This window comes from Cytobacillus sp. (assembly GCF_964223445.1).
In the GTDB taxonomy this organism is placed as follows: domain Bacteria; phylum Bacillota; class Bacilli; order Bacillales; family Cytobacillaceae; genus Cytobacillus.
Genome location: NZ_CAXQGS010000008.1, coordinates 1 through 26,834, shown reverse-complemented (window position 1 = coordinate 26,834; position 26,834 = coordinate 1). Strand labels below are relative to the sequence as shown.

General features: G+C 40.5%; 25 protein-coding genes. 5 read left to right on the top strand and 20 right to left on the bottom strand.

All coding sequences use genetic code 11. The features are described 5' to 3' along the window. A partial coding sequence (locus ACEQ1T_RS01260) for a serine hydrolase (protein ID WP_370221478.1) occupies positions 1-464 on the bottom strand: 464 nt, incomplete at its 3' end. Between the two features lie 241 nt (positions 465-705). Here ACEQ1T_RS01260 and ACEQ1T_RS01255 point away from each other — a divergent pair. Then, complete coding sequence (locus tag ACEQ1T_RS01255) at positions 706-1,020, top strand: hypothetical protein (RefSeq protein WP_206839108.1); 315 nt, start codon at positions 706-708, stop codon at positions 1,018-1,020. A gap of 129 nt (positions 1,021-1,149) precedes the next feature. Here ACEQ1T_RS01255 and ACEQ1T_RS01250 read toward each other — a convergent pair whose 3' ends face one another. The 9 genes from ACEQ1T_RS01250 to sppA all read right to left on the bottom strand — a co-directional run bounded on the left by ACEQ1T_RS01250 (position 1,150) and on the right by sppA (position 8,776). Next, the gene (locus tag ACEQ1T_RS01250) at positions 1,150-1,662 is read right to left on the bottom strand and encodes a molybdenum cofactor biosynthesis protein B (RefSeq protein ID WP_221878605.1); all 513 of its coding nucleotides are present in this window, start codon (positions 1,660-1,662) and stop codon (positions 1,150-1,152) included. A gap of 41 nt (positions 1,663-1,703) precedes the next feature. Beyond that, complete coding sequence (locus tag ACEQ1T_RS01245; protein WP_370221477.1) at positions 1,704-2,543, bottom strand: EcsC family protein; 840 nt, start codon at positions 2,541-2,543, stop codon at positions 1,704-1,706. A 140-nt stretch (positions 2,544-2,683) separates the two neighbouring features. After that, positions 2,684-3,871 (bottom strand): acetate kinase, encoded by a 1,188-nt coding sequence (locus tag ACEQ1T_RS01240; protein WP_370221475.1) that lies wholly within the window; start codon positions 3,869-3,871, stop codon positions 2,684-2,686. A 291-nt stretch (positions 3,872-4,162) separates the two neighbouring features. Further along, a complete protein-coding gene (locus ACEQ1T_RS01235) occupies positions 4,163-5,146 on the bottom strand; it encodes a class I SAM-dependent methyltransferase (protein WP_370221474.1) in 984 nt (327 codons plus the stop codon). 127 nt (positions 5,147-5,273) lie between these two features. Next, on the bottom strand, positions 5,274-5,774 hold the full coding sequence (tpx, locus tag ACEQ1T_RS01230) for a thiol peroxidase (RefSeq protein ID WP_206839116.1): 501 nt from the start codon (positions 5,772-5,774) through the stop codon (positions 5,274-5,276). A 127-nt stretch (positions 5,775-5,901) separates the two neighbouring features. Further along, positions 5,902-6,366, bottom strand: coding sequence for a GerW family sporulation protein (gene ytfJ / locus ACEQ1T_RS01225; protein ID WP_197208020.1), 465 nt, complete (start codon positions 6,364-6,366; stop codon positions 5,902-5,904). A gap of 17 nt (positions 6,367-6,383) precedes the next feature. Further along, positions 6,384-7,079 (bottom strand): DUF2953 domain-containing protein, encoded by a 696-nt coding sequence (locus ACEQ1T_RS01220; protein WP_370221473.1) that lies wholly within the window; start codon positions 7,077-7,079, stop codon positions 6,384-6,386. Between the two features lie 83 nt (positions 7,080-7,162). Beyond that, the gene (locus ACEQ1T_RS01215) at positions 7,163-7,750 is read right to left on the bottom strand and encodes an RDD family protein (protein ID WP_370221472.1); all 588 of its coding nucleotides are present in this window, start codon (positions 7,748-7,750) and stop codon (positions 7,163-7,165) included. Positions 7,751-7,765: 15 nt separating this feature from the next. After that, positions 7,766-8,776: a signal peptide peptidase SppA gene (gene sppA / locus ACEQ1T_RS01210; protein WP_370221471.1), complete on the bottom strand. Its 1,011-nt coding sequence runs from the start codon at positions 8,774-8,776 to the stop codon at positions 7,766-7,768. Positions 8,777-9,029: 253 nt separating this feature from the next. On the opposite strand from sppA, the gene ACEQ1T_RS01205 reads away from it, so the two are divergent. Continuing rightward, the gene (locus ACEQ1T_RS01205) at positions 9,030-9,830 is read left to right on the top strand and encodes an NAD kinase (protein ID WP_206839121.1); all 801 of its coding nucleotides are present in this window, start codon (positions 9,030-9,032) and stop codon (positions 9,828-9,830) included. Positions 9,831-9,867: 37 nt separating this feature from the next. Here the strand turns inward: ACEQ1T_RS01205 and rarD are convergent, their stop codons facing one another. The 6 genes from rarD to ACEQ1T_RS01175 all read right to left on the bottom strand — a co-directional run bounded on the left by rarD (position 9,868) and on the right by ACEQ1T_RS01175 (position 17,073). Then, positions 9,868-10,800, bottom strand: coding sequence for an EamA family transporter RarD (rarD, locus tag ACEQ1T_RS01200; protein WP_206839123.1), 933 nt, complete (start codon positions 10,798-10,800; stop codon positions 9,868-9,870). 146 nt (positions 10,801-10,946) lie between these two features. Then, positions 10,947-12,542, bottom strand: a complete 1,596-nt coding sequence (locus ACEQ1T_RS01195; protein WP_370221470.1) for an amidohydrolase — start codon at positions 12,540-12,542, stop codon at positions 10,947-10,949. A gap of 92 nt (positions 12,543-12,634) precedes the next feature. Beyond that, positions 12,635-14,224, bottom strand: coding sequence for an acyl-CoA synthetase MbcS (mbcS, locus tag ACEQ1T_RS01190; RefSeq protein ID WP_370221469.1), 1,590 nt, complete (start codon positions 14,222-14,224; stop codon positions 12,635-12,637). Positions 14,225-14,398: 174 nt separating this feature from the next. After that, positions 14,399-14,602, bottom strand: coding sequence for an alpha/beta-type small acid-soluble spore protein (locus tag ACEQ1T_RS01185; protein WP_035330326.1), 204 nt, complete (start codon positions 14,600-14,602; stop codon positions 14,399-14,401). Between the two features lie 120 nt (positions 14,603-14,722). Next, the gene (thiI, locus tag ACEQ1T_RS01180; protein WP_211202485.1) at positions 14,723-15,931 is read right to left on the bottom strand and encodes a tRNA uracil 4-sulfurtransferase ThiI; all 1,209 of its coding nucleotides are present in this window, start codon (positions 15,929-15,931) and stop codon (positions 14,723-14,725) included. After that, positions 15,931-17,073: a cysteine desulfurase family protein gene (locus ACEQ1T_RS01175; protein WP_370221468.1), complete on the bottom strand. Its 1,143-nt coding sequence runs from the start codon at positions 17,071-17,073 to the stop codon at positions 15,931-15,933. Before ACEQ1T_RS01175 ends, thiI begins: the two co-directional genes overlap by 1 nt. A gap of 333 nt (positions 17,074-17,406) precedes the next feature. Here ACEQ1T_RS01175 and brnQ point away from each other — a divergent pair, with 333 nt between their 5' ends. Further along, a complete protein-coding gene (gene brnQ / locus ACEQ1T_RS01170) occupies positions 17,407-18,750 on the top strand; it encodes a branched-chain amino acid transport system II carrier protein (protein ID WP_206839130.1) in 1,344 nt (447 codons plus the stop codon). Between the two features lie 144 nt (positions 18,751-18,894). Here brnQ and ezrA read toward each other — a convergent pair whose 3' ends face one another. Continuing rightward, a complete protein-coding gene (ezrA, locus tag ACEQ1T_RS01165; RefSeq protein WP_206839132.1) occupies positions 18,895-20,583 on the bottom strand; it encodes a septation ring formation regulator EzrA in 1,689 nt (562 codons plus the stop codon). Between the two features lie 365 nt (positions 20,584-20,948). Here ezrA and hisJ point away from each other — a divergent pair, with 365 nt between their 5' ends. Beyond that, positions 20,949-21,743: a histidinol-phosphatase HisJ gene (gene hisJ, locus ACEQ1T_RS01160; RefSeq protein ID WP_370221467.1), complete on the top strand. Its 795-nt coding sequence runs from the start codon at positions 20,949-20,951 to the stop codon at positions 21,741-21,743. A 6-nt stretch (positions 21,744-21,749) separates the two neighbouring features. On the opposite strand, the gene refZ is transcribed toward hisJ, so the two are convergent. Further along, a complete protein-coding gene (refZ, locus tag ACEQ1T_RS01155; RefSeq protein ID WP_206839137.1) occupies positions 21,750-22,379 on the bottom strand; it encodes a forespore capture DNA-binding protein RefZ in 630 nt (209 codons plus the stop codon). A 214-nt stretch (positions 22,380-22,593) separates the two neighbouring features. Between refZ and ACEQ1T_RS01150 the strand changes: the two genes are divergently transcribed. Then, on the top strand, positions 22,594-23,073 hold the full coding sequence (locus ACEQ1T_RS01150) for a GAF domain-containing protein (protein ID WP_206839138.1): 480 nt from the start codon (positions 22,594-22,596) through the stop codon (positions 23,071-23,073). Positions 23,074-23,123: 50 nt separating this feature from the next. Here the strand turns inward: ACEQ1T_RS01150 and megL are convergent, their stop codons facing one another. After that, positions 23,124-24,311, bottom strand: a complete 1,188-nt coding sequence (gene megL, locus ACEQ1T_RS01145) for a methionine gamma-lyase (protein WP_206839140.1) — start codon at positions 24,309-24,311, stop codon at positions 23,124-23,126. 141 nt (positions 24,312-24,452) lie between these two features. Continuing rightward, on the bottom strand, positions 24,453-26,321 hold the full coding sequence (locus tag ACEQ1T_RS01140) for a diguanylate cyclase domain-containing protein (protein WP_206839145.1): 1,869 nt from the start codon (positions 26,319-26,321) through the stop codon (positions 24,453-24,455). Between the last annotated feature and the right edge of the window lie 513 nt (positions 26,322-26,834).

Sequence of the window (26,834 nt, the reverse complement as noted above, 5' to 3'; positions counted from 1 at the left end):
TCAAGATTGATCTTTCCTTCACTGACAAGATGCTGCAGTGAAAAGTTAACGGCATACATTTTCGTGTTTGATGCTAAATCAAACATGGTTCTTGTCTTCATTTTCTGCGGGTGATTTAACGGATCAGATTCATCAAAGACTTTGGCTGAACCATATGCGGAGTTTTTAACAATCTTGCCATCTTTAATTACGACTAAAGCTGCTCCTGGAAAACCATTTTGTATTTCTCCCTCGATCAGCTTATCAACCTCTCTGAGCTTTTTGGAAGAAAAGCCTGCATCCTCGGGGCGCTTTGCTTTTGACAAGATTGGATATTCTAATGGTTTTTTATGTTTAAATACTTGCTCTTCTGAGCTGCTGCTTCCTGTTCTGCCCAATTCTTCTCCCAGGGCTGCAACGGGGTAAGGCAAAAGCAAACCCAGCACTAGGCCTAAAACTGTTAAATGCGTTATAAACTTTTTCATATTCTCCCCCTTTAATTATTTTAATATTCCTAATAGTCAATATGTTATTCGATATCTATTAAATCTGTAAACCAATACCTTAGCCCTTTCTATTAAATCAGTACTTGTGGACCAAGTTCATAAATCTTTACATTAGTTCCATAGTAGTATCTGCAGAAAAAAGTTGAATACTAAAACATTCATGCACCGCAGACACCTTTATAGTAAAATAAAAACAAGATTATCGTTTGGGGGATTCATAATGGAGGAGCATTTTTCACATAATGGCCGTCTTGGCATTCCCATACCCGCCTTTGACCGGGATTGGGATGAATATTCACCAAAAACACAGCAGATGATCCTGTTTCAATGGGAAAAAATAAGAGGCAGGATTCCTGACCGCATTGCCGAGCTTGAAGCGGAAATAAACAGGAAACAGGCTGAGCTATCAGATGAGGGCAATTTCGAAAGATCATGCAGACTCAACAGTGAAATTTCAGAACTGGCATCAGTCATAAATGATCTGTGGCTATGGTATCGAACGAATCAGGATATTACAGGGAAAATGCATTCATAAAAGAAAAGCGGAAGCGCCCCGACAACTCGAGGGAGCAGGCTGCTTGCGCTAGACAGTTCCCGAAGTAAAAAATTATACTTCCCTGTCATTTTAAAAAAACCTTTCCGCGGCGGAAAGGTTTTTTGCCCTTTATAAATCTTTTCTTAGTTCCCTGACGATATGCCCGAGTTCAGGCAGAATCAGCTTATTCATCGCAAGGCGAACTGCCCCGGATGATCCTGGTGTTGAGAAAACTGCTTTATTTTGCACTGTGCCTGCAGCAGCTCGTGAAAGAATGGCCGCAGACCCGATATCTTCCGTGTAGCTTAGCATCCTGAACAATTCGCCGAATCCGTCAATTTCTTTATCAAATAATTCTCTTACCGTTTCAATAGTCACGTCCCTTAATGCAATTCCTGTGCCTCCATTTGTAAGGACAGCATCAATGCCGGGGTTTTCACATCCTTTTAATACGGCCTCACGAATGAGATTTCCTTCATCTTTGACGATTTCATAGTCAGCTATGACATGTCCTGCCTCTTCCAGCAGCCGGATCATCAGCTTTCCGCTTTTATCTGTTTCTTTATTTCTCGTATCACTTACGGTGACCACTTTGCATCTAACTTCTTTTGGGGCTTCTTTTTTATGCTCGAATGTACTCATTTGGCATCACCTTTGCTTATAATTCATAGTATTCCGGGAGTTTACTGCTGAATGTTTTTTCTTTGCAAATATCTCATTTGATAATATTTATGAGCGAAATCTGTTACTTTTCTTGTTAGCTGATAATTCGTCCCGGCTCCAATGGCCATGCTGATGAAAGGAATTCCCTGTACTGACTTTCTGCGGAAAAAGTAAATAGCCATTGCTTTAAAAAGCTGCTTCATTGGCTGCTCAATCCAGGTTATATCAGTCAATTCTTCTTTTTCTTCATAAAAATAGAATTCTTCCTGATTCTTCAGCTCGTTCCTCAGTTCTTCCCAAGCACTGCCCTGCATGCGCGGCGGCAGTGTGGCTGCGTGAAAAACCTTAAGAGAGCTCATCATTTCGAATGGAGTATTGACCTCAAAGCCATATGTCATAGCAATCAGCTGGACAGCACGAAGATTAATAACCGCCATAGCAGGAATATCTGTACCCAGCATGAGTGAGCTGCCTGAACCGGCAATGCCGCCTTGTGCAAAAGAATAAAGACGATGCCGGGCAATCTGCTGTTGAGCTATGTATTGAAGCTGGTCGATATTCAATTGCTTAAGGTCTTCAATCGACTCAATATCAGAATGAAAAACACGGCCTGCCGTCAAAATGCGCTCCTTCGCATCCATTTGAAGCTGTGAGCCTTGAATAAGCGCATGAAGATGAAACAGCCAGCTATCCATTGCTGAAAAAAATTGCTGCTGAACTTCTTCAGGCAATAGTGAAAAAGACCTTTCCAATGATTTATCATAAACCATTTCCAAATCATTGGGCTCATAATTCAACAGCTTGTTTTCCCACTCCTGAATACCGGCCAAAACACTTTCTTCCCGTTCGTTCAATGGCATCGCAATTCCTCCCAAAACATTTTTTCTTGGACTCAGTATAGCATAAGTCAGATGATGAATTCTCCTTCCGCCTGATGGGCAATAAATCCCGATAAAAACAAAAAAGACAAGAGCGATAAGCCCTTGCCTTGTTATGAATGTTATTTAGCCAATCTCACTACATCACGTGCAATCATGACTTCCTCATTTGTTGGGATAATCATGACTTTAACTGGTGAATGAGGGTAATTAATGAACGCTTCTTCACCGCGCACTTTATTTAATGCAGGATCCCAGTATACGCCCATGAATTCCAGCCCCTGAAGAACACGATCACGGATAACATCACTATTTTCACCGATTCCGGCAGTGAAGATAATCGCATCTACGCCATACATGCGGGATGCATAGGATCCAATATATTTGTGGATTCTGTTTGCGAATACTTCAAGAGCTAATTCTGCTCTTTCATTTCCTTCAACCGCTTGAACTTCAATGTCGCGAAGATCACTGGAGAATCCGGAAACACCAAGCATACCGCTCTTTTTATTAAGAACGTCAAGAACTTCATCTGCATTCTTGCCAGTCTTTTCCATAATAAATGGAATAAGTGCAGGGTCAATGTTCCCTGAACGGGTACCCATTGTAACACCCGCTAACGGAGTGAATCCCATGGAAGTATCGATTGACTTTCCGCCTTCAATGGCTGTAATACTTGCTCCATTCCCTAAATGGCAGGAGATGAGGCGAAGCTGTTCAAGCGGACGGCCAAGCATTTCTGCAGCACGCTCTGATACATATTTATGTGAAGTGCCATGGAACCCATACTTGCGGATGCCATATTTTTCATAATACTCATATGGCAAGCTATATAGGAATGAGCTTTCAGGCATCGTCTGATGGAAGGCTGTATCAAATACTGCCACTGCAGGCACATTCGGAAGAACCTGCTGGAATGCCTTAATACCCGTAATATTAGCCGGGTTATGAAGGGGTGCAAGTTCCGAAAGTTCATCAATTTTCGCAAGCACTTCATCCGTAATGACTACAGAATCGTTGAATGCCTCACCGCCATGTACTACACGATGGCCAATGCCTTCGATTTCATCAAGAGATTTAATAATCCCAAGATTTGTTAATTTATCAAGCAGGATTTTAACCGCTACTGAATGATCAGGTATATCAGTTACTTCCTTAACTTTTTCGCCATTTACAGAAATATTGAAGACTGCGTTATCCAGCCCAATACGCTCGATTAAGCCTTTCGTAATTACTTCTTCACTCGGCATGTCAAATAATTGAAATTTTAACGAAGAACTGCCGGCATTGATTGCTATGATTTTTGCCATAAAGCTACCGCTCCTTTAGAAGATGTTCAAAGGGACTGACTTGTCTCTCCAAACCCATACTTTTATATAACAAAGTGTGATACGACACAAAAATTAATACAACCTTATTTTGTGCATCGGCCACAATTAATATCTCTCAATTTTCCATTTAAACACTGTAAGCAATACATTTCAAGAAGCACCTTGCAATGGTATCGTTTTCATGATAAATTAAATATTTTCTGATACTTCCGCATATTAATACATTTAAAAAAGAAGCCGGCAAAATGCTCGGCTTCTTTTCGTTTATCCTTATTTGCTTTCTTTAAACCAGACATCAATTTTCTTGAGTATTTTTTCAGCTTCTGCTGTTTTGGATAAGCTGGGCAAGTTGACCAAGAGGGCCTGCTTAGGCGGAGTGACTCCATCCCCTTTTTTCTGAAGGATAAGTATGCTTTTGGCTGCTTTTTCATTTTTGAACATAGTAAGCGGCAGCTGAACCAAACCTTGAATATAGGCATTTTCCTTAATGAACTCATGCAGCTTTGGTGCCTGCTCACTTTCAAACAGCCCATTTGGAATGATAAAAAATAAATAACCTCCAGATTTCACATGATTCATGCTCTGCTCAATAAATAAGTGATGAGAATAGGAATGTCCCTCATCAGCTTTTAGCTTATACTCAGCTGAACGGACATCATTCGGATAGTAGCCAACAGGAAGGTCACTCACTACAGCATCAGCAGGTTCTATAAACAGGGGCTCAAGGCTATCCTGGTTAAAAAATTGAATGGGAATCTCCTGTAAATTGGCATTTATATAAGCAAGCTTAATTAATAAGTCGTCAATCTCAATCCCAGTTGCCTCAACCGTTTTATCCTTTTGGTGATTCATAACAGTTGTCAATAAATTTCCTGTTCCTACGGCAGGATCCAGCAGGCGGAAACCTTTTTCCTGAATGAATTTTTCGACCAGATACCCCATCAGCATGCCCACTGCATCTGGAGTCATTTGATGATTAGGCTGGACGTTCTCTTTCATTCCTTTTAAAATAGCAAGCTGGAAGGATTTTCTAATATCTTCTTTTGTGCAGTTGCTTAAGTCAATGGATTCATAACTCTTCCTAAGTCTTTTAACTGTTAATTCGCTAAGCTCATCCTGAAGAATACTTTCATGGAATAGATTCTCTCCTGTTTCTGCAAGAGCTTCAAGGTATGTACAATGCAGTTCTTCCTGCATAATCGTAGCCGTTTCGTTTAAAACGGTAAATAAATCCTCAACCGGAGTTATTTTCACAGCTTATTCCTCCCGTCCTTATTCTTTTTCCTATTTTAACGGCCTTTTGTTTCATTCACAAGTTTGGTGCTGAGGGACGCAAAAAAAAAGCCCCGGAACAAATCCGGAGCTTTTTATATACGTATAATTATTTCGCTTGCTTAGCAGCTTCCACTGCTGCTTCATAGTTTGGATGATCTGTTGCTTCACTTACATATTCCGCATATGTAACGTTGTCATTTGAATCGACAACAAAAACGGCACGAGCCAATAAACGAAGTTCCTGGATGGCCACCCCATATGCTTCTCCAAAAGAAAGGCTACGGTGATCAGAAACGGTTTGAACATTTTCAATGCCAGCTGCTGCACACCAGCGTTTTTGGGCAAATGGAAGATCCACGCTTACAGTAAGAATCTTAACATTGTCAAGCTTGGAAGCTTCTTCGTTAAAACGGCGTGTCTGCGCATCACAAACTCCCGTGTCAATAGAAGGAACTACGCTGATTAGACGCACCTGCCCTTTTGAATCAGCAAGAGTTACTTCAGAAAGGTCATTTGCCAGTACCTTGAATTCAGGAGCTTTATCTCCAACTTTTACTTCATTGCCCAGCAATGTTACAGGATTTCCTTTGAACGTAATAGATGCCATTTAAATCGTCCTCCTTAATCACTTATGTACAGTGTAAATCATATCTTTTCAGAATCTTTTTTGCAATTATTAAGGATACATTCCAAGAAAAAAGTTAACTCTCCCTGGGAAAGTTAACTTCCTTCTCTTAGATATCAAGGTCTTGTTTCTTGCCGCTGTACTCATCATTGTTTTGATCCTGAGGCTGGCTTTGCTGATTGCCGGTTCCCCCGTCTTTCTTATTGAACATTTGCTGAATTTTATCGACTGCCTGTGGGGCAAGGTCAAGAATTTTCTCATATAAATGAGTGCTTTCATCAAGATGAACCATTTTCACCCCGTGCGAATTGACAATCAAAAAGGCGATTGGCGTGATGGAGACACCGCCGCCGCTTCCTCCGCCAAACGGGTGGCCCTTTTCCTCGCCTGATTGTCCATCAAGCATAAACTCACTTCCTCCTGCGGCAAAGCCAAAGCCAACCTTTGAAACCGTTAATATTACACTGCCATCAGGGGTTTCTACTGGATCCCCAATTATAGTGTTAACATCAATCATCTCTTTCAGGTTTTCCATGGCAGTTGTCATAAGCCCTTGAATAGGATGGTCAGACATTCATTGCTCCTCCTCTTTTAGACAGTTTTAGTACCATCATCAGATAAGGCAGAAAGCGGCTTTGTCCTGAAATCCGGCCGTCCGCCCTTCCAATATTTGATCAGTTTAATTCCTGCTAACATAGCATGCCCGACACGAAAATGAATCATACATGAAATGGCTGTTTGAGAGACGGAAAATTGGAAATGGGGAGTGACGGTAATGCTGGGAGGCGTTTTCAGTTTCATATAATGACTTATTAATCCAATAATGCTCCCTTTTATCGCCCAGAGGGCCCCAGTAAGCATCCCCGTATGGGCTGCATCCCCTAGGCCAGCAAAAGTATGCCATTCAAGATTCCGGATGGTCACACGCTTGAGAAATTTCCGTATTATTTTGTGAAGGGACACGATATGATTTATCATTGCTTTTGTATCATGAAAGCTATTTATAAAATCATCTGCGGAATATTGCTTTGTGTCTTTTTCAGCAGCATTTTCCTGTGGTCCAGCAGCCGTCTTTTCCTTAACAACAAGAGTTGGCGAGTTATCGTCCACTTTTATTAGAGGGACTTCTATTTTGTACCTGATCAGTCCGAACCAGGCTTTGAATTGAATTTTCATATGGTCATTGTCATTTCCATGGTAGAAATGAAAATATATCTTTAGTTTTGTTGCCATGATTAGAATTAAAAGAAGTATGAGGGCAATTACGGCAATCAGAAGCCACTTCATTTTTTTCACACCCTTTCAGCTTTGTATTATGCCCAACTGAAAAAAAATAAACCTGCCACCAAGCGGTGGCAGGCTGACATTTCTCAATTATAGACTTGTTCCTTTTGCCTTTCATGAACTACAGAGGTATCCGCAAAAAGATCATGCAGTCCCTGTTTCTTTGGCAGGAATGCTACAATTACATACCCGACAAAAATGGTCGCTGATATAAAGCGGCCGATCCATTCACGGAACAAAATTGTGCTCCATGTCAGTTTCTTTCCTTTAAGATTTACTACCTTTAAACCAAATACCATTTTACCGAGTGTCTGGCCAAAAAACTTTGTCATCAGCACAAAATAGGCATAAAACGTAAGGGCAGTAGCTATGGAAATCGGTGCAAACAAATTGCTTTCATGCAGAGGAATATCCAGCGCCCTAAAAATTGGGTTAATCAATATCCGGTCAACACTGCCAACTACAACTAAATCTAAAAGATAAGCCCAAAATCTCATCCAAAACCCGGCAAACCTCATCGGTTCTGCAGCTTTTTGAATGGGGAGGGTTTCTGCTTGTATGATTGTTTCGTTTACAGCAGGATCTGCTTCATCAAAGGATGACTTATTCCTGCCCTCATCCTGTATTGAATCTGGACGGGCAAGCTCTTTTTCATTCTGATCATTTGAGGTCATCTTCTCTCCCCCTCCCTATTCAGCATAAAGATACATTAAACGCGGTGAGTTTGGCTGAGATAACAATTTCATCACGCCCGCCATTTCCAGGTCATCACCCATGATTTTTCGCGCTCCCATACTGAACATGGAGCCGAACCCAAAATTCTCAGTGTACTTTACAACCTGGGCACCATTTAGTTTGTGGTCTTTCTTTAATTGTTCAATTACATCATCGTCATAGCCAAAACCGTCGATCAGATTCAGTTCTTTCGCCTGCCGTCCGTCATAAATACGGCCATCCGCAATTTCCTTCACCTGTGCCTCAGTTAGTCCTCGGCCTTCCGAGATCACTTTAACAAACCCTGCATATGAATTATCAATCATGGATTGAAGGATTTTTCTTTCCTCATCTGTCATATCCCTGGTTGGGCTCATGATATCTTTATACGGCCCGCTCTTAATCGTTACAAACTCGACACCATATTTTTCAGCAAGCCCAGCATAATTATAGCCCTGCATGATAACCCCCAGTGAACCGGTCAATGTCTCAGGGCTCGCAAAAATCTTGTCAGCCGGAGCGGATATATAATAGCCTCCTGATGCAGCCATTGATCCCATTGATATGTATACCGGCTTCTTTGTTTCTTTTTGAATTTCAATAATCTTATCATGTATTTCGGCGCTTTCCACTACCCCTCCGCCTGGAGAATTAACCTTTATGACAATCGCCTTTACTGTGCTGTCTTCTTTTACATATTCAAGGTTATCCATGAATCCTTTGTGATTATATCCCGGGCTTGCAAATAAAGAAGCTGCATCTCCAGTATCCTGAATCACACCATTTACATCAAGCACAGCTATCTTTTTCTGTGCATTTCCCTCTTCAATGATTTCTTCCAAAAATGCTTCATTGCTTCCTGCAAACAGTTCATTTACCGAGCTTTCAAAATCTGTAAATGCAAATGCAGTTACAAAGTTCAGCACAACAGAAAAAACAAACAGACCTGCTGCTATTCCAAGTGCAGCCCAACGTTTTCCATTCATTGTGAAATCCTCCTTTGAATTTGCTTTCTCCTTTAACATAACCAGCCCCATATTTGACTGTTTATGATTCCCAGAAAACCTATTTGTCACATATTCTACATACGTATAAACTTTTAAAATGTTTCAAAAAAAGGTAAACTGAACTCAGGCAACCATAATCATAGCAAAATATGAATTATTTGGGAAAGAAAATTATCAAGGACATTTTCCCCCTGAAATTCCACAACCTTTATTACTGTTTGGAGGAATGAATATGCCTGAAAGACGCAATATATACTTTTATCACAAAAAAGATGAAGAAACGATGGAAAAAGTAGCACCGCTTTATAGCCTTGCTGAAGAGCATGCCTTTACAATTGTTAATGACTTCAAACAAGCCAATATCATTGTAAGCATCGGCGGAGACGGAACGTTTTTGCAGGCTGTCCGCAAAACTGGCTATAGAGATGATTGTTTGTATGCCGGTATTTCAACCACGGGAAGCCTGAGCCTGTACTGTGATTTCCATCTCGATGATACAGCCAAGATGGTAGAGGCAATGACAAATGAGCAGGTAGAAGTAAGACGGTATCCCACTATTGATGTTACGGTTGATGACCAGACATCGTTTCAGTGCTTAAATGAATTCAGCATCCGTTCCGCCATAATCAAAACCTTTGTAATCGATGTCTTTATCGATGATTTTCATTTTGAAACGTTCCGCGGGGACGGAATGATTGTTGCCACCCCAACCGGAAGCACAGCCTATAATAAGTCTGTAAATGGAGCTGTTGTTGACCCTCTGCTTCCTTGCATGCAGGTGAGCGAACTCGCTTCACTTAATAATAATCGCTATCGCACTCTCGGATCTTCCTTTATCCTGAGCGGAAACAGAAAGCTGACCCTCAAAGTGGTTCAAGATGGCAACGACCATCCTACAATGGGAATGGACAACGAAGCCCTAAGCATTCAGCATGTAGAAAAGATTGATGTTAAACTCAGCGACAAAATCATTAAAACCGTAAAACTGAAAGACAATTCCTACTGGGAAAAGGTTAAGAGGACATTCTTATAAAAAAAGAGTTTCGCATGAAGGTGCGAAACTCTTTTTTCTATATGCCAATACCTTTTCCGCGCTTTAGTTTTGTTTCCCAATGGACAAAGAGTTTTGTCCTTGAAACAGAGTAAATCGTTAAGGCCAGCCAAATAAACATAAAGGAAAGTAAGTGAAGTTTAGTAAAGTGCTCATGATAAACGAAGATCCCCAGAATCAGCGTAATGGTCGGCGCAATATACTGCAGAAAACCAAGCATGGACATCGGTATCTTTTGTGCCCCTTTGGCAAAGTACAATAGCGGTATTGCTGTGGCTGCGCCTGCCCCTATAAGGAGCAAGTCGGAGCTTAGCGAAACATGCAGGAATGCCTGTTTGCCATCCATGAAAAGCATAATCATATAAATAAATGCAATCGGAGTCACTACAAGTGTCTCAAGCGTTAAACCAACTGCTGAATCTACCTTTATAAGCTTTTTGGCTAGCCCATAAAGGCCAAAGGATAAAGCGAGCACAATGGCTATCCAGGGAAACCGCCCATAGCTGACAGTCAAAATCATAACCCCTGCAAACGCAAATCCGAAAGAGATATATTGCGCAGGTGATAGTTTCTCTTTAAAAACCACCATGCCCAGAATCACACTTACGAGCGGATTAATATAATAGCCAAGACTAGCCTCAATCATCTGATTGGTATTGACCGCCCAAATATACAAAAACCAGTTGGTGCTGATCAAAAGGGAAGCTATTACAAGAGCGTAAAGCTGTTTTCTATTTCTTTTAAAACCTTTTAGCGTTTCAGCAAAAGCATTCCATTTCTTTGAAGCCAGCAAAATCACCAGCATAAAGAAAAACGACCAAAAAATCCTGTTTGCCAAAATCTCATCCGCTTTGACGTGATCCAAAAACTTCCAATAAACAGGGAGAATGCCCCATAAAAAGTAAGCAAACCCTGCGTATAGAGCTCCAGTTTGCACTTCATTATTTTTCATTGCCATTTCCTCAATTCTTTCTAGTATCGAAATATTTATATTATAAATCTGACATAAAAATGTTTGCAATCATTTTTTCCTGCCAAAACGAGAGCCAGGTACCTATACCAATTGGGCAAACTGGTATAGGTGCCTGGCACTTCTACTTATGCTTCGTATACTATTTTTCCGTCAATAACGGTTTTGTTTACTGAAATTGCGGCCATTTGCCCTATGGGCATATTAAAAATATCTTTATTTAATATGGTGAAATCTGCAAGATATCCTTCTTTTATTACACCTCTATCATTTTCATGGGATGCAGCATATGCACTGCCTTTTGTGAATAAGCATACTGCTTCATAAACAGTTAACGCTTCACTTGGATAATAGACTGTATTGTGCGGATCATCTATATTTGTCCTTGTAACGGCCGCATGAATACCAAGAAATGGATTGACCGGCTCAATCGGTGCATCAGAACCTCCTGCACAATGTATCCCTTCTTTCAGAAGTGTCTTCCAGGCGTAACAGTACTCCATATGTTCTTCACCAATGCGGTCAATCACCCATGGAAAATCAGATGCTGTAAATCTTGGCTGGATATCAAGGATTAATGGCAGTTTTTTAGCCCTGTCTATAAGTTCTTTGCGCAATATTTGGGCATGAATCAGCCTGTCTCGTCCCAAGCCTTCCAATGGGTGCTTTTCTATCGCATTTAATGCCATTTCAAATGCCAAATCCCCAATCGTATGGACGGCAACCGGCATTTCATGCTTGCGGGCTTTCTCCACTAATCCATCAAGCTGCTCCTGTGAAAAAATGGCAACTCCTGAAGTGGATGGGTCATCTGCATAAGGATGGCTTAATAAAGCTGTTCTTCCTCCAAGGGCTCCATCGGCGAATATCTTCATTGCCCCAAACTCTATATGGTTACTTCCCTCTAAAAATCCGCCGCCTGCTTCCTTCATTTCATCCGCAACTTCATGATGAACCAGCAGATGTGCACGGAAGGGGAGTCCTTCCTCCTCTATTACCTGCCTGAAAGCATGGTAAGTTTGGCTGAATCCTCCATAATAATTGAGATCCTCAGTATGTCCTCCTGTCAATCCAAGCTTATAGGCATCTTTAATGGCAGCTTGAAGCGCCTTCCTTAAATAGCTTTCTGAGACAGCCGGCATCACATTAAATAAAAGCTCCTGGGCCTGGTCTTTCAAAAGACCATTTAGTTTCCCATATTCATCTTTATCGATTACACCTCCTGGAGGACATTCAGTATCTTCAGTAATATTTGCTTTTTCTAATCCAAGGGAGTTCACTGCAAGGGCATGTCTGCACACACGTTTCAGCATGACAGGATGATTCGGAACAAATTGATCAAGCTCTGAAGCATAGATTGGTTCCGGCTGATCCCACAGATTTTCATTCCAGCCTTCCCCAATGACCCACTCTCCCTTTTCAATGGTCTCTGAAAATTCCTTTACAGCCATAAGAACTTCCTGCTTTGATGTGTGCTTAGATAAGTCGAGCCTTATTAGCCTTTCACCATGCCCAATTAGATGCATATGGCTATCCACAAATCCCGGCAGCATGGTGCTTCCCTGCAGGTCTATCTCTTTTTGAATCTCTTCTTTATATTTGATTCTTAAATCGCTCAAGGCGCCAATTTCAATAATACGGCTGCCTTCTGTAAAAACGGCCTCTATCTGATAACCTTCCTGCTGAAGGGTATAAATCGGGCCCCCATGCCAAAGCGTTCCCATAAATCTTTTCTCCTTTAATATCTAAAAGTTCAACATTTACCATAGTATAACAAAAATACAGGCGGAATTCCCGCCTGCATTTTTCATAGCATTCAGTTTTGCGCTGAAGCAGTTTCCGCTTCTTTTTTCCGTAACTCCACACGCATAATTTTTCCTGAAGTAGTTTTAGGAAGCTCTGATAGAAATTCAATTTTCCGAGGATATTTATAAGGAGCCGTCAGCTCTTTTACATGTTCCTGCAGCTGGGAAACAAGGTTAGGGTCGCTTTGATCTACACCTTCCCTTAATACAACGAATGCTTTAACGATCAATCCTCGCACTTCATCCGGACTTCCCACAACTGCACATTCCGCTACATATGGATGCTTTACAAGCGCATCTTCCACCTCGAAAGGTCCAATGGTATAGCCTGAACTGATAATAATATCATCACCGCGGCCTTCAAACCAGAAATAGCCATCTTCATCTTTCTTAGCTTTATCTCCTGTAATATAGTAATCTCCGCGGAATTGCATAGCTGTTCTTTCCGGATCTTTATAATAATTTTTGAAGAGCGCAGGAGTTTCAACATGGACAGCGATATCTCCTACCTCACCAACAGCACATACCTCACCTTCTTCATTGATAATATCAACTCTATTGCCAGGTGTCGGTTTGCCCATTGAACCTGCTTTTAGCTCCATATCCTTCGTAATGCCGACAAGCAGGGTATTTTCTGTCTGTCCATATCCGTCACGGACATTTACGTTAAAATGCTTTTTGAATGTATCAATCACTTCGCGGTTTAGCGGTTCACCGGCTGAAACAGCACTATGAAGAGCCGGCAGCTTGTATTCATGTATATTCTCAGCCTTTGCCATCAGCCTGTATTCAGTCGGCGTACAGCAAAGAACATTTACCTGATAATCCTCTAACAGCTGCAAATATTTCTTCGGCTCGAACTTTCCATTGTAGACAATTCCCGTAGCACCAGAACCCAAAACAGAAAGGAATGGGCTCCAGATCCACTTTTGCCAGCCGGGACCTGCCGTTGCCCATACTGTATCGCCTTCATTAATGCATAGCCAGTTCGGTGCTGCTGTTTTTAGGTGAGCAAATGCCCAGCCATGTGTATGTACTACACCTTTAGGATTCCCTGTTGTTCCTGATGTATATGAAAGGAACGCCATGTCATCCCGGGAAGTATCAGCCAGCGAAAGTTCATCAGAAGCCTTTTTCATTTCTTCATCCAGCCCGATCCAGCCTTCTGCGTTTCCGCCTATCACGAACTTCGGCAGGGCTGCCGCTTCCTTAATATCTTTAAATTGATCAACATATGGATAATAACTCACAATACCTTTTACATCCCCATGATTAATCCGATATTGCAAATCTTTCGATCGAAGCATTTCTGAACTTGGTATGACGACAATTCCTGCTTTCAATGATGCAATGTAAACCTGATATGCTTCAATCAGTCTTGGAACAATGATCAGAATAACATCTCCTTTATTAAGACCATTTTGCAAGAAAACGTTTCCAATTCTATTTGCATTAAGGATCAGTTCACTGTATGTAATCTCTTTCTTTTCTCCCTGCTCATTTTCCCACTTTATTGCAAGTTTGTCCTTATCTCCGGCAAACCGCTCCATTTCTGATACGAGATTGTATTTCTCCGGTGCAATTAAGTCTTCCCGTTTCATCAAATCTCCCCCTGACAATTTCATTTGCTGGTGTCTGATCCTGGATGAGTAATCTATAGAAATTATTATACTAAATTATTATAAAATTTAAAATTATTTATTTTTTGAAAAATAATTTTTGCACAAAAATAAGGAGCAGGAAAGATTCCTGCTCCTTGTAGCCATATTATTTAATTATCTTTGGAAACCGCCTAATTGCTGTTCAGCCATTTGAACTAAACGCTTAGTGATTTCTCCACCTACAGAACCGTTAGCGCGAGAAGTAGTTTCAGCACCAAGGTTTACACCGAATTCAGTAGCGATTTCGTACTTCATTTGGTCAAGAGCTTGTTGTACTCCAGGAACTAGAAGTTGGTTTGAGCTGTTGTTGTTTGCCATGTGATTTTCACCTCCTTGTGAGTATAGAATGTGTAGAATCACATGGCCATATACACTAATTAATTGGTAATTGTTGTATTATTTTTCGAAGTGAAATTTAACAATTAACCTGCATTTAAATTAAAATAACTCCCCAAAAGACTCTTCATTGCTCGATTGAGGTTTAATAACCATCTTTTCGGTATCCTCAACTGCTTTTGCGATGAGTGGTTCGAAGTCAACAAAGCTTTCAAAGCGGCGGACTTTGTCGCGCTTTGGTTTTGTTTTTGGGGATGATGGAACAAAAACGGTACAGCAATCTTCGAATGGCCTGATGGATATATCGTGGGTATCGATGCTTTGGGCAATCTCGATGATTTCAGATTTATCCATTGTGATAAGCGGCCGCAGAATAGGTGTGGTTGTAACATCATTAATGGCAAACATGCTCTCGAGTGTCTGGCTTGCTACCTGTCCAAGGCTTTCCCCAGTGATGATGGCAAGACCATCATTTTTATTGCGTATTTCATCAGTGATCCGGAGCATTAATCGTCTTGTAGCCGTCATCGTATAATTCGACGGTACCTGCTGATGGATCAGCTGCTGAATCTCTGTAAACGGGACAATATGGAGTACGACGGTTCCAGCAATATTAGAAAGTTTTTCAGTTAAATCAATTACTTTTTGCTTTGCGCGCTCACTTGTGAAAGGCGGGCTGTGAAAATGGACAGCTTCAATTTCTAATCCCCTCTTCATGGACAAATAACCTGCTACCGGGCTGTCAATTCCCCCAGAGAGCATAAGCATGGCTTTTCCGCTCGAACCTGCAGGAAGCCCGCCAGCACCCTGAATGGTTTCGCATGATAAGTAAGCCGCCTCTTCGCGAACTTCAATTTGCAGATTTATATCCGGTTTTTTTACGTTCACTTTTAGACCCGGCACATTCTTCAGCAAGTGTCCGCCAAATTCATGATTGAGTTCGTCAGTATTTAAAGGAAAGCTTTTATCCGCTCTCTTAGCTGTAATTTTGAAAGTCTTTCCTTCTTCAAAATGTTTTAAGAATAATGCCAATGCGGCTGTCTTCATTTCTTCCATATCTTTAGTGGTTTTAACAGCAGGGCTGAAAGACTGAATGCCAAAGATTCCCTTGAGGCGATCAGAAACCTCTCTGCCATCTGCACCATTCAGGACAACATACATTCGGTCTCTTGTAGATTCAATCTTGATCTTGGGAAATTCATTAAGCACATCTAATATGCTTTTTCTTAATTTATCCACAAACTTATTGCGGTTTCTTCCTTTTGTAGAGATTTCTCCATATCTTATAAGTATACGATCATAATTTATCATTATTTCATAACCTCTCTTAGCCTTATAACGGTCTCTTTTACTGCTTCAGCAAAAATCTCTGCCTCTTCCATTGTATTATCATATGATAAGCTGATCCGAACTGCACTTTTCGCGGCTTTTTCAGGGATTCCCATAGCCATCAGGGTGCTGCTGGCAGCAGCTTTCTTTGAAGAGCAGGCACTTGTAGTTGATATATAAATCCCGTGCTCTTCTAAAGCGTGGACAAATACCTCTGCTTTGAATCCTTCTATGGAAAAATTCACAATATGAGGGGCAGAGTTTCTTTCCGGGGTATGGACTGTAATATCCTCGATTTTATTCATTTCCTCAATAATATAGCTTTTAATAGATATAAGGGGGCTTAAATGCCTTTCCATATTATTTAGTGTAAGCCTTAGCGCCTTTGCCATTGCTACAATGCCAGCTACATTTTCTGTGCCGCTTCTCATTTTCCATTCCTGATTGCCACCGGATAATAACGGTGAAAGACGTAGACCATCACGAATGAACAAAACCCCATTTCCTTTTAAACCGTGGAATTTATGAGCTGAAATCGTACACAGATCTACGCTGGCTTGATAAAGATCAAGAGGAACCTTTCCGATTCCCTGAACGTTATCTACATGGAATATCACTCGCGAATGCTTCTTCAGCATCTCTCCAATTTCTTTTATTGGCTGAATGGAACCAATTTCATTATTTACATGCATGACAGAGACTAAAATAGTTTCCTGTGTAATTTCCTTTTCAATGTCTTCAGCATGGATAATACCGTTTTTATCCGGTGAAATGATGGAAATTCGGTAGCCCAATTCCTTCAGCTGCTGTATCGCTTCTTTCACTGAAGCATGTTCCAATCCAGTTGTGATAATATGGCGGCCTCTTTTCCTATGCATTAAAGCCGTTCCTTTTATTGCAAGATTATTGCTCTCTGTCCCTCCTGATGTAAAATACACCTCATTATGTTTTACATTCAGCAGTTGTGCAATTTGCTCACGTGCCTGTTTTAGCAGCCTCTCTGCCTTTCCTCCGAATTCGTGCAGGGAAGACGGATTCCCAAAGTATTCAGAAGAAACCTTTATAAAAGATTCAAGCACCTCTTTATATGGTTTTGTCGTTGCACTGTTATCTAAATAAATCACGGACTTCTCCTTTCCGTTCCGAAAATCCTTTAGCCAACTTTAAATCATATCATAACCACGTAAAATTGGAAATGTAATTGAAGCTTTTGCAGCAGCTATACATCTCTTTACTATTAAAATATTCAAGTTAGTACAGTTTAACCAAATGAATGATTTGCAGCCTCCGTGGAAAGCTGATAATATTGCTCTTTGAATAAAGGACAGATCTGGTTTGTTATTATAAAATACAAAATATTAAGACTTCGTATTTTTTCGACATTTTTTTTAGCACCTGTGCTAATATGAAAAATGTTCTAAACATTAAGATATGGAACCATTTTCAGGAGGATATATATGGAGAATAAAACATTATCATCAAAACAAATTCTCGCCGTCGGACTCATGTTATTTGCTCTATTCTTTGGGGCAGGCAATATGATTTTCCCTCCATTCCTGGGACAATCAGCCGGCACGAATGTATGGACTGCTATTATCGGATTTTTAATTACAGGGGTTGGATTACCGCTATTAGGCATTATTGCTATTGCCAAAAATGGCGATTTACAGACGATTGCAAGCCGTGTACACCCTTTATATGGAATTATATTTACGATTATTATGTACTTAGCCATCGGACCATTTTTCGGAATCCCGCGTACCGGAACCGTTGCTTTTGAAATAGGGATTACTCCGTTCTTGTCTGAAACCGCTTCCAATAGCGCTTATACTTTATTTGCTTATACCATTGTCTTTTTTTGCATTACAGCATGGCTTTCTTTGAATCCATCGAAGTTAGTGGACAGGATCGGCAATATTTTCACGCCTGCACTCCTTATAATCCTTGCTGTTCTGGTAATTAAAAGCATCATTACTCCAATGGGCGAATTAAAAGCACCGATGGGGGCATATGCAGAGGGGCCATTCTTTAAAGGCTTCATTGAAGGCTACCTGACTATGGATACAATTGCAGCATTAGTATTCGGTATTATTGTTATTGGTTCAATACAGGGCATGGGTGTAACAAATAAACATTCACTTATGAAAATATGCATTACTGCCGGACTTATCGCAGCTGCTGGCCTTGCGGCAGTATACTTGTCCCTTGCATATATTGGGGCATCAAGTATGGAAGCTATAGGTCAACTTGATAATGGCGGTGCTGTCCTATCCGCTGCTTCTCAATATCTATTTGGAGATGCGGGAGCATTGATCCTTGGGCTGGCCATTACGGTAGCATGCCTTACAACGTCTGTCGGACTCGTTTCGGCTTGTGCGCAGTACTTTCATAAACTGCTCCCAAAAGTACCTTATAAAACCATTGTCATCATTCTTTCGCTGTTCAGCATGGTGGTTGCAAATATTGGTTTAACTCAGTTGATTCAACTTTCATTGCCAATCTTAATCATTATTTATCCTCTGGCCATCGTGCTGATTCTGCTTTCCTTTATGCACAATGCCTTTAATGGATACTCTGCGGTATATATAGGGGCTTTAATTCCCACAGGTTTAATCAGTTTTGTGGATGGGTTAAAAACTGCTGGAATGGATGTTTCCGCCATCACAGACTTACTGCAATTCCTGCCATTCTTTGCTGAAGGAATCGGCTGGATTGTGCCTGCCATTGCAGGAGCTGTAATAGGTTACTTCCTGGCAATGGCTTTCGGTGAAGCTAAAAAGCCAATTGCTGTAAATGACTAAAGAACAAAGGCGGAAGCGCCTTGATCAGCCCTTAGGGGCTAGGCGCTGGAGCTGGATGAAGATAATTTTACAGCAGAGTTATTCACATCGTTATATTTTATTAATTAGACAGCAAAAAAACCAGATCCAATCGGATCTGGTTTTTTAATGCTCAGTTATCATTTCTTCTATTCTCTTGATCGCACCCGGCTCGACCTCTTCGATTGAAGCTGCAGCCTGCTCCAGTGCTGTTTTATATTCATAGCTTCTGAATGAAGCTTCTGCTTCCATTAACCCTTTATCAATAGATGGATATCTGCTTCTGTATCGATTTCCATACTGAATGACCTTCTCAGCTAAAAGGATCGTCTCAATCATATCACTCACTGAATCAGCAGCCTTATCAACAGTAAGCACTGCAACTTCAAGATATTGCTGGACCGCAGGAATATTCAATGGTTTCTCATCGAGTTTAGCCAGCACATTATCTATGCTTTCTTTCGCATCCTGGATCAAATATTTATATTCCTGGGAAACTCCAGGCACATTGTTTTTAGAGATAAGCCTTATCGTTTCTGCCACTTTTTTGCTTAACTCTTTTACTTTTTCCCTTGCAGACATTTCATCTTTTCTTAAAGCCTGAAGCATTTCCGCAAAGGCTGTCTGCTCATCTGAAATTTCCTCAATGTGTTCCTTGATTTCAGCAAGCTCTTCTCTCAAGACAGTATGGGGAGTACTCCCGCTATTAATTTTATGCTCCAGCACTTCGAATTTTTTGAAGAGCTGGGTTATTTTTTTCTCCAGGTGGATTTGAATTTCCAGATCCTTGTCTGGAACATGATAGCTGTGCCGGATAGCAGTTATCTCTGTCTTAAGCTGATTATTCATATCTTTATTATTATAAAGCATGTTTCTAGTTGCATCATCCTGCTGGCTTAAGTAATGTCTGGCATGTACTTCCTTTTCGAGCAGATCATACAGAAGTTCAATATTATCTTTAATCTCTTCGACTCCTTTTTGAACTTCCTCGATTTGCGCTTTATCAATAGAGCCGGCATATCCAGTTACTTGTTCTTCAAGTCTCTCAATTTCTTTGTCTATTTGCAGGTGATCAAGCAGATAGCCCTGATCCAGCATTTCCTTGTACCCGTCCCTTAACTCGTCCAGCTGGGAAGGGATCTTGGATTGACACTCAACCATAAGGTTTGGAATAGCTTCCATTTTAGCCTGAGAATCCTCAAGAAGCGCTTTAATCACAAGAAGGATTTCACGAGCTTCAAGGTAATTGCCTTTCTCCGTTTTCTCATCAAATTCTTCAAATTTGGACAATGCTTCATCCAGCTGTTCTTCAAGAATCATTTCTGATTTACCGAATGTATGGCGATGTGCAAGCAGAGACTTTTTGCATTGGCGATACATCTCTTTCAATTCTTCAATTTCCGCTCTATTTTTCTCTTCACTGCCTACCAGCTCATTCAATTCACTCAGCAGATTTTTTATGCTTTCTTCAATCTCTGTTAATCTCTTCTCTATTCTCTGCTGGATTTCCTGGGAATTCTTAAAGCGGTATTTATCGATGCTCTCTTCTGCATCAAATAACAATTCCTCCACATCCGGAAGCTGTGATGTTACGATCTCATCCCACTCATTTCTCCAGCGTTCGAACAATTCTTCTGTCTGCCCTGTCATATTAAGCTTTTTAACTCTTGACATCTCATCTAGAACAGGGCGGTCCGTTATGTCCATCTTCCATGTTTCCAGCCTGTCAATTTCCTTATAATGTTTTTTCTTTAAAAAATACCCCGTGAGATATAGGCATAAAAGAATGACTATAACTCCAATTATGTATTCCATTTTAAAGCCCCCTGTTCTGTTCCCGAGCCAATATGTATATGTGAAGTTTTTATTTAAGAAATAACAAATGCCCGCAGGCGTTTGTTCATTTTCACATGTTATTTTCAATGCTTTTATGATACCATGTAAACGACATTTTTTGACTATTTATTTCATATTTTTATGAATTTCTTCTTTTATATCTTTTCTAAATTGCTATTTTCGGAAAATAACTGGAACATCCGTATTTTTTATTGAACTATATGAGCTGTTCAAATACAAACAATTCGCTTTTTATAAAAGATTTCCTTCTTTATTTAAGAGATATGTTAAAAAGAGACTTGAGTACTGTATTTATAAACAGCAGCAGAAAGGAAGCTCTCCATATGCTAAAAGACGGACACATCCACACCCCCTATTGTCCGCACGGGACAAAGGACGCATTAGAAGATTATATTGAAAAAGCAATAAATCTGGGTTTTAAGGAAATTTCATTTACTGAACATGCTCCGCTCCCTGAGGGCTTTGAGGATCCCGCACCTGCTCGTGACAGTGCGATGCGCAAGGAACATCTTGAAAAGTATTTTACTGATATATCAAGAGTGAAAGCTGCTTATCAAGGAAAAATCAGGATTAATGCCGGGCTTGAAGTGGATTACATTGAAGGCTTTGAACAGGACATCTGCAAATTTCTAGATTTGAACGGGAAGTATATGGATGACTCTATTTTATCTGTACACTTTCTAAAGCAGGGGGGCCGCTACGAATGCCTGGACTACAGTCCGGATGTTTTTGCAAAGATGATTGAAGAATACGGTTCAATTGAAGCAGTTTATATGAATTATTTCCGCACCCTGCTTTTATCTATAAAAGCAGATTTGGGGCAATTCAAACCAAGAAGGATTGGGCATATCACCCTGGTTAAAAAGTTCCAAAAAAAATATCCCGCTGGTCGGGAATTTAGAGAAGAAATAAACCAGATACTTGATGAGGTAAAAAAACAAGGCTATGAACTCGACTATAACGGAGCCGGTTTTTCCAAGCCGTTATGCAAAGAGTCCTATCCTCCCGATTGGGCAGCAGAAGCAGCGGCCCAAAAAGGCATTTCACTGATTTATGGGTCCGATGCTCATCAGGCAAAGGAAATGGGACAGGGCCTTGATAGAATGAAACACCTTTAAATGCTTTTAGAGTACAGCAGCATAAGGTTTTCCGGCATGATTGCAGAGGACTCCATCAACCCAATTGAAGATCTCCTTCGTGTATTTGTCTGCGAAATATTTTTCATGAGGAAATACATGCAGAACTTCAGCCATATAATGTGTGTTCAAAAATGGCATGGATAGGAGTCCTTTCAGCTGGACAATCATATAATTGGCTGAATGGATACGAAATTCTTTTGTTTTCATGCCCCTTTCCAGCACCCTGCCAAAATAAAACTTTTCTTTTGCTAAATAAGTGGACATGATTTCCCTTACTACTTGGGAATCTATAGAAATTTCCCGGAGAATCAATCTTGTTAAGTGGCTGTGTTCAAATTGATAAGACATAATGTTTTGAGCAATTTTTTTCAGGCTCAGAGCAGCCCCCTGCTCAAGAAACGAAAAACCCCTCTCGATCTCCTGAATATATCCTTCAAAAAATGCAGTAAAGCAATATTCAAGCAGCCCGTGTTTGTTATCGAAATAGTATGCAATATTCGCCGGGTTCGTCTGCGCTTTGCCTGCAATATCACGGATGGAAGTCCCGGAGAAACCTTTCGTATTAAATAAGGAGATAGCAGCCGACACAATTGCCTCTTTTGAATTTTTTTTCATCTTTCCCGCCTCACTTTCTTTTGTAAAATCTCTGCTCATGCACATATGAGCGAATAATAAATTATGGCTTTATTTAAAAACGGATTTGTTGTGATAATTAAACATTCTTGCTAAAATCATCTTATCCTTTTTAAAGTTCTCGACAATGTCTATCTAATTTCCTGTTCTTCTGCCAGGAAATTCATATATCTTTGAGGAAGTAAGGTGAATTGTGATGTTTAGTGTCGAATCATACAAGGGAACCCGTGAAGAAAATTATCAATTATTGATTAAACAGCTCTCTGCTCTTCTTGAAGGAGAAACAAACAGCATAGCCAATCTAAGCAATGCATCAGCACTTCTTAATCAATTTCTGGAACGTACAAACTGGGTAGGATTTTATTTGATGGAAGAAGGCGAGCTGGTTCTTGGCCCATTTCAGGGTCTGCCGGCATGTGTAAGAATCCCCCTTGGGAAAGGCGTTTGCGGGACAGCTGCCAAGCAAATGGAAACAGTACGTGTTGAAGATGTCCATCAATTCCCTGGCCATATCGCCTGTGACGCAGCTTCGCAGTCTGAAATCGTCATTCCGCTTGTCAAAGAGGGCAATCTTCTTGGTGTGCTGGATATTGATTCTCCAGAAAAAAACCGGTTTGATGAACTTGACCAAAAATACCTTGAAGACTTCTCGGAAGTCCTTGTATCATTCCTTTAACGGAATGGCCAAAAGGAGATGACCGTATTTGAGGCCATCTCCTTTTGGTATTAGACTCCTTCGAGTGCCTGGGAAAGATCATCTCTGATATCTTCCCACGATTCAAGCCCAACTGAAAGTCTCAGCAGCGTATCTTCAATGCCCATCTTTTCACGTGACTCCTTTGGAACCACTGCATGAGTCATCGTAGCAGGGTGCTGAATCAATGTTTCTGCATCTCCAAGGCTCACAGCAATTTTAATTAGATTCAGCCGGTTCATAAATTCCTGAGCAGTCTCTTTATCCCCCTTTAGAGTAAAAGAAATCATCCCGCCAGGTCTCCTCATCTGTTTTTGGGCAATTTCAAAATCTGCATTTTTGCTGTCTCCTGGAAAAAAAACTTTTTCTACCTTTGGGTGCTCCAATAAGCAGGATGCAAGCTGTTCCGCATTGTCACAATGTCTGTCAAGTCTGACTGCAAGTGTTTTCAATCCTCGAAGAAGCAGCCAGGCGTCAAAAGGTGAAATAATGCCTCCAATATCTTTTTGAGTCGTCATGGAGACTTTATCCAAAAATTCTTTAGACCCTATTACGATCCCTGCAACTACGTCACCATGACCCCCGATGTATTTTGTTGCACTATGAATGACAATATCACAGCCCAGCTCGATAGGATTCTGCAAGTATGGCGAACAGAAAGTATTGTCAACTACAACTGGAATTCCCTTCTCTCTCGCTGCTTCTGCAACGATCTTCAAATCCACCAACTTCATTGTTGGATTTATTGGAGTTTCAACATATATACAGGCCGTTTCCGGTTTAATTTCATCAAGCAGCTGCTTCTTTGATTCCATAGCTGAAAAATCATGGCTGATTTTATACTTTTCATCCATCATCTCAAGGAGTCCGAATGTACAGCCATAAACTCCCTGAGAACATAAAATATGATCTCCTGTTTTGGTTAAAGCAAACAGGACAGCTGAAACTGCAGCCATACCAGACCCAAAAGCAAGGGCTGCTTCTCCTTTTTCCAGAGCGGCCATTCTTTCTTCAAGCATCTTAACTGTTGGATTTCCAAGACGGGAATAGATATAGCCTTCTTCCTCACCGGCAAAACGCTTTTCTCCCTGCTGTGCTGTTTCAAATGTAAAAGTTGACGTCTGGAATATTGGCGGTGCGAGGCTCCCCTTGAACCTTTCAGCATCGTATCCTTCATGGATGACCTGCGTCTCGAAGTTAAACCGATGTTTCCTATCCATTCTACCTCTCCCTTTCGCTGCAAGCGCTTACATTATTATCTATAATAAACTTCTCTTTCAGCATATGATAATAGTATATTTTTTGAAAGTATTTTGTTACGGAAAAATATCAATAGAGACTGCCTTTCCATAAGGCAGTCCCTAGATAAATGAATCTGCAGCCGACTCAATGATCACTTTATTTTTCCCTGTATTCTTAGCGGTATATAATGCCCTGTCAGCACGTTTAAACAGCGCAGCATATGAATCTTTTTTCCCCCTGCTCCAATACGAAACACCGCATGAAATGGTTACTTGGGGATCTGTGATTTGACATACCTTTCTGACAAGCCGTTCAGCAATAAGTGATCCCGCCGGCAATGAAACACCGGGCAGGTAAAGTGCCAGCTCCTCTCCTCCCCATCTTGCACCTATATCAGTGCTGCGGATATTGCTGTTTATTAAATTAGCAACTTGAATAATGATTTCATCGCCAACCTGATGTCCGTATGTATCATTTACCAATTTAAAATCATCTATATCAACAAGCATAAATGTTCCTTCATGATCTTCATTCATGGATTGATGAATCCGATCATCCAGATAACTTCGGGAATATAGCTTTGTTAAGTGATCCGTTACAACCATCTTCTCAAGCTCTTCTCTCAGCATTGAATTGGTAAAGGCAAGTGTGGAATGATGAATCAAAGACTGGAGCAGCTTGAATGTTTCAAATGAAAAATGATAAGGAGAACTATGCATGACAAGGGCAAATCCCTTTAATATTCCAGATTGGGTCATTGGAACAGCCATGATGGATTTGTAAAAGCTGGCCATTCCCTCGAACTGTAAAGAAAAATCCCCAATAAAAAGAGACTCTTTCTCCTTGATGATCTTTGTCTTTATATACTGAATATAGATTTCTGCCTCTTTGGTTTGAAAAAATTCAGTGCTGCCCTGGATTATATTCACATCGGCACTATCAGAAGATATCAAAATGAAACCGGCTTCTTCAGCATCAAAGGAATGCATAATCTGATCTGCCATGAAGTTCATGGTTTCTGTCAGGCGCAAATTCGAATTCAGGCGGTGGGATGTTTCGTTAATTAATTGAAGGTCAGCTATCAATCGCTTGGATTGCTGATAAAGCTGCGCATTTTCCAGTGCACTCCCTGCAGTATTGGCCAGAAGCGTGATAAATTCAATTTCATTTTTAGGGAATATGATAGTATTAGGAGCTATGACCTGTAGCACTCCATAAACCCCCTGTTTTCCTTTTAATGGAGCATATAAGACAGAGCGCATTTCCTGCAGGGAATCTTCAAATTGAACAGCCCCTGTGACATATGCCTGCATAGCCGCGATGTTTTCGCTGTCATATTCAAGGTCTCTAATGGGCAAATCCCCATGTTTATTGTTATCCTGGGACAGCAGAAGATAATAGGTAAAAGTGGGGTACATTTCCTGCAAAGTATAAATAATTTCCCCCAGCACCATATCCATATCCATTGAGGAATGGAATTTTTCTGTAACTCGGTAAAGCTGTTTATAGCGTTTTTCTTCAGATGCAATTTTGGCCAGACCGTGAGCTTTATCAAGAAATTGCCCGCATTCTTCGCTAAGCTCCTGATATACTTTTTCTGGATAGGAATGAAAACAGCCTGATTCACCTGTTAAAATCATGCAACCCAGCAGTTGGCCTCTCTTTACAAGAGGAAACATGATTTGTTCTTCCTTAATCTCAGTGCCTAAACTCTGCAACTCTCTTTTTTTGTTAGCCCATCTTTTTAAATCACCTGAAAAAGCAGGTGAAAGCAAAGCATCCGGGTTCGTGGCAGCTTCTGCAAAAAACTCCTGCTTCCATTCATTAAAGACATACAGAGTTATTTCATCAGCTCCGGTAAGGGCTTTAATGGCAGAAAGCATTTCATTCAGTAATTTTTCATAGTGAAAGAAACCGTTCTCCGTATCAATAATGTCAAAAAACCGGCTTTTTAAATTCAGTATGATTTGGCGTTCAAGTGTATCCATCTTTATTATCACCCATCAAATGTCTCAGATCATGAATCTTTAAACCAATAAGGTATATTATAACGGACCAGAATTTATTTTTTCAGCATACATGTGGCTATTTCGTTTCAATTTTTTCCTATATTCATATCTTTTAAAGGTTAGAAGCGGAGCAAGAAAATACACAATAAAATAAAAAAAGCGAAGCCGCCTTCCTTTTAATTAAACAATTCCAATTTTTTCTTTATTATAACATATCTTGCAAATGGACTCTTTATAAGTTTTCTAATTTCATGTGAAATATGACAAAGGACAAAAAATTCACTTGGTATTTAAACAACCATTAAATATGCAGGAGTGAAAAATAAAATCATCTTGACTTTTATCCTTAAAAAATTATATAATACTCCTTGTGTAAAATATTGCAGCCTATGTGAGCACCTTGATGCTCTCATTTTGTTCCTCAACCAGAGTTTTCTGGGGATGGGGTACTGTGTAACCCTCTGCTGCTAGGGCGAAGGTACATGAAAACAA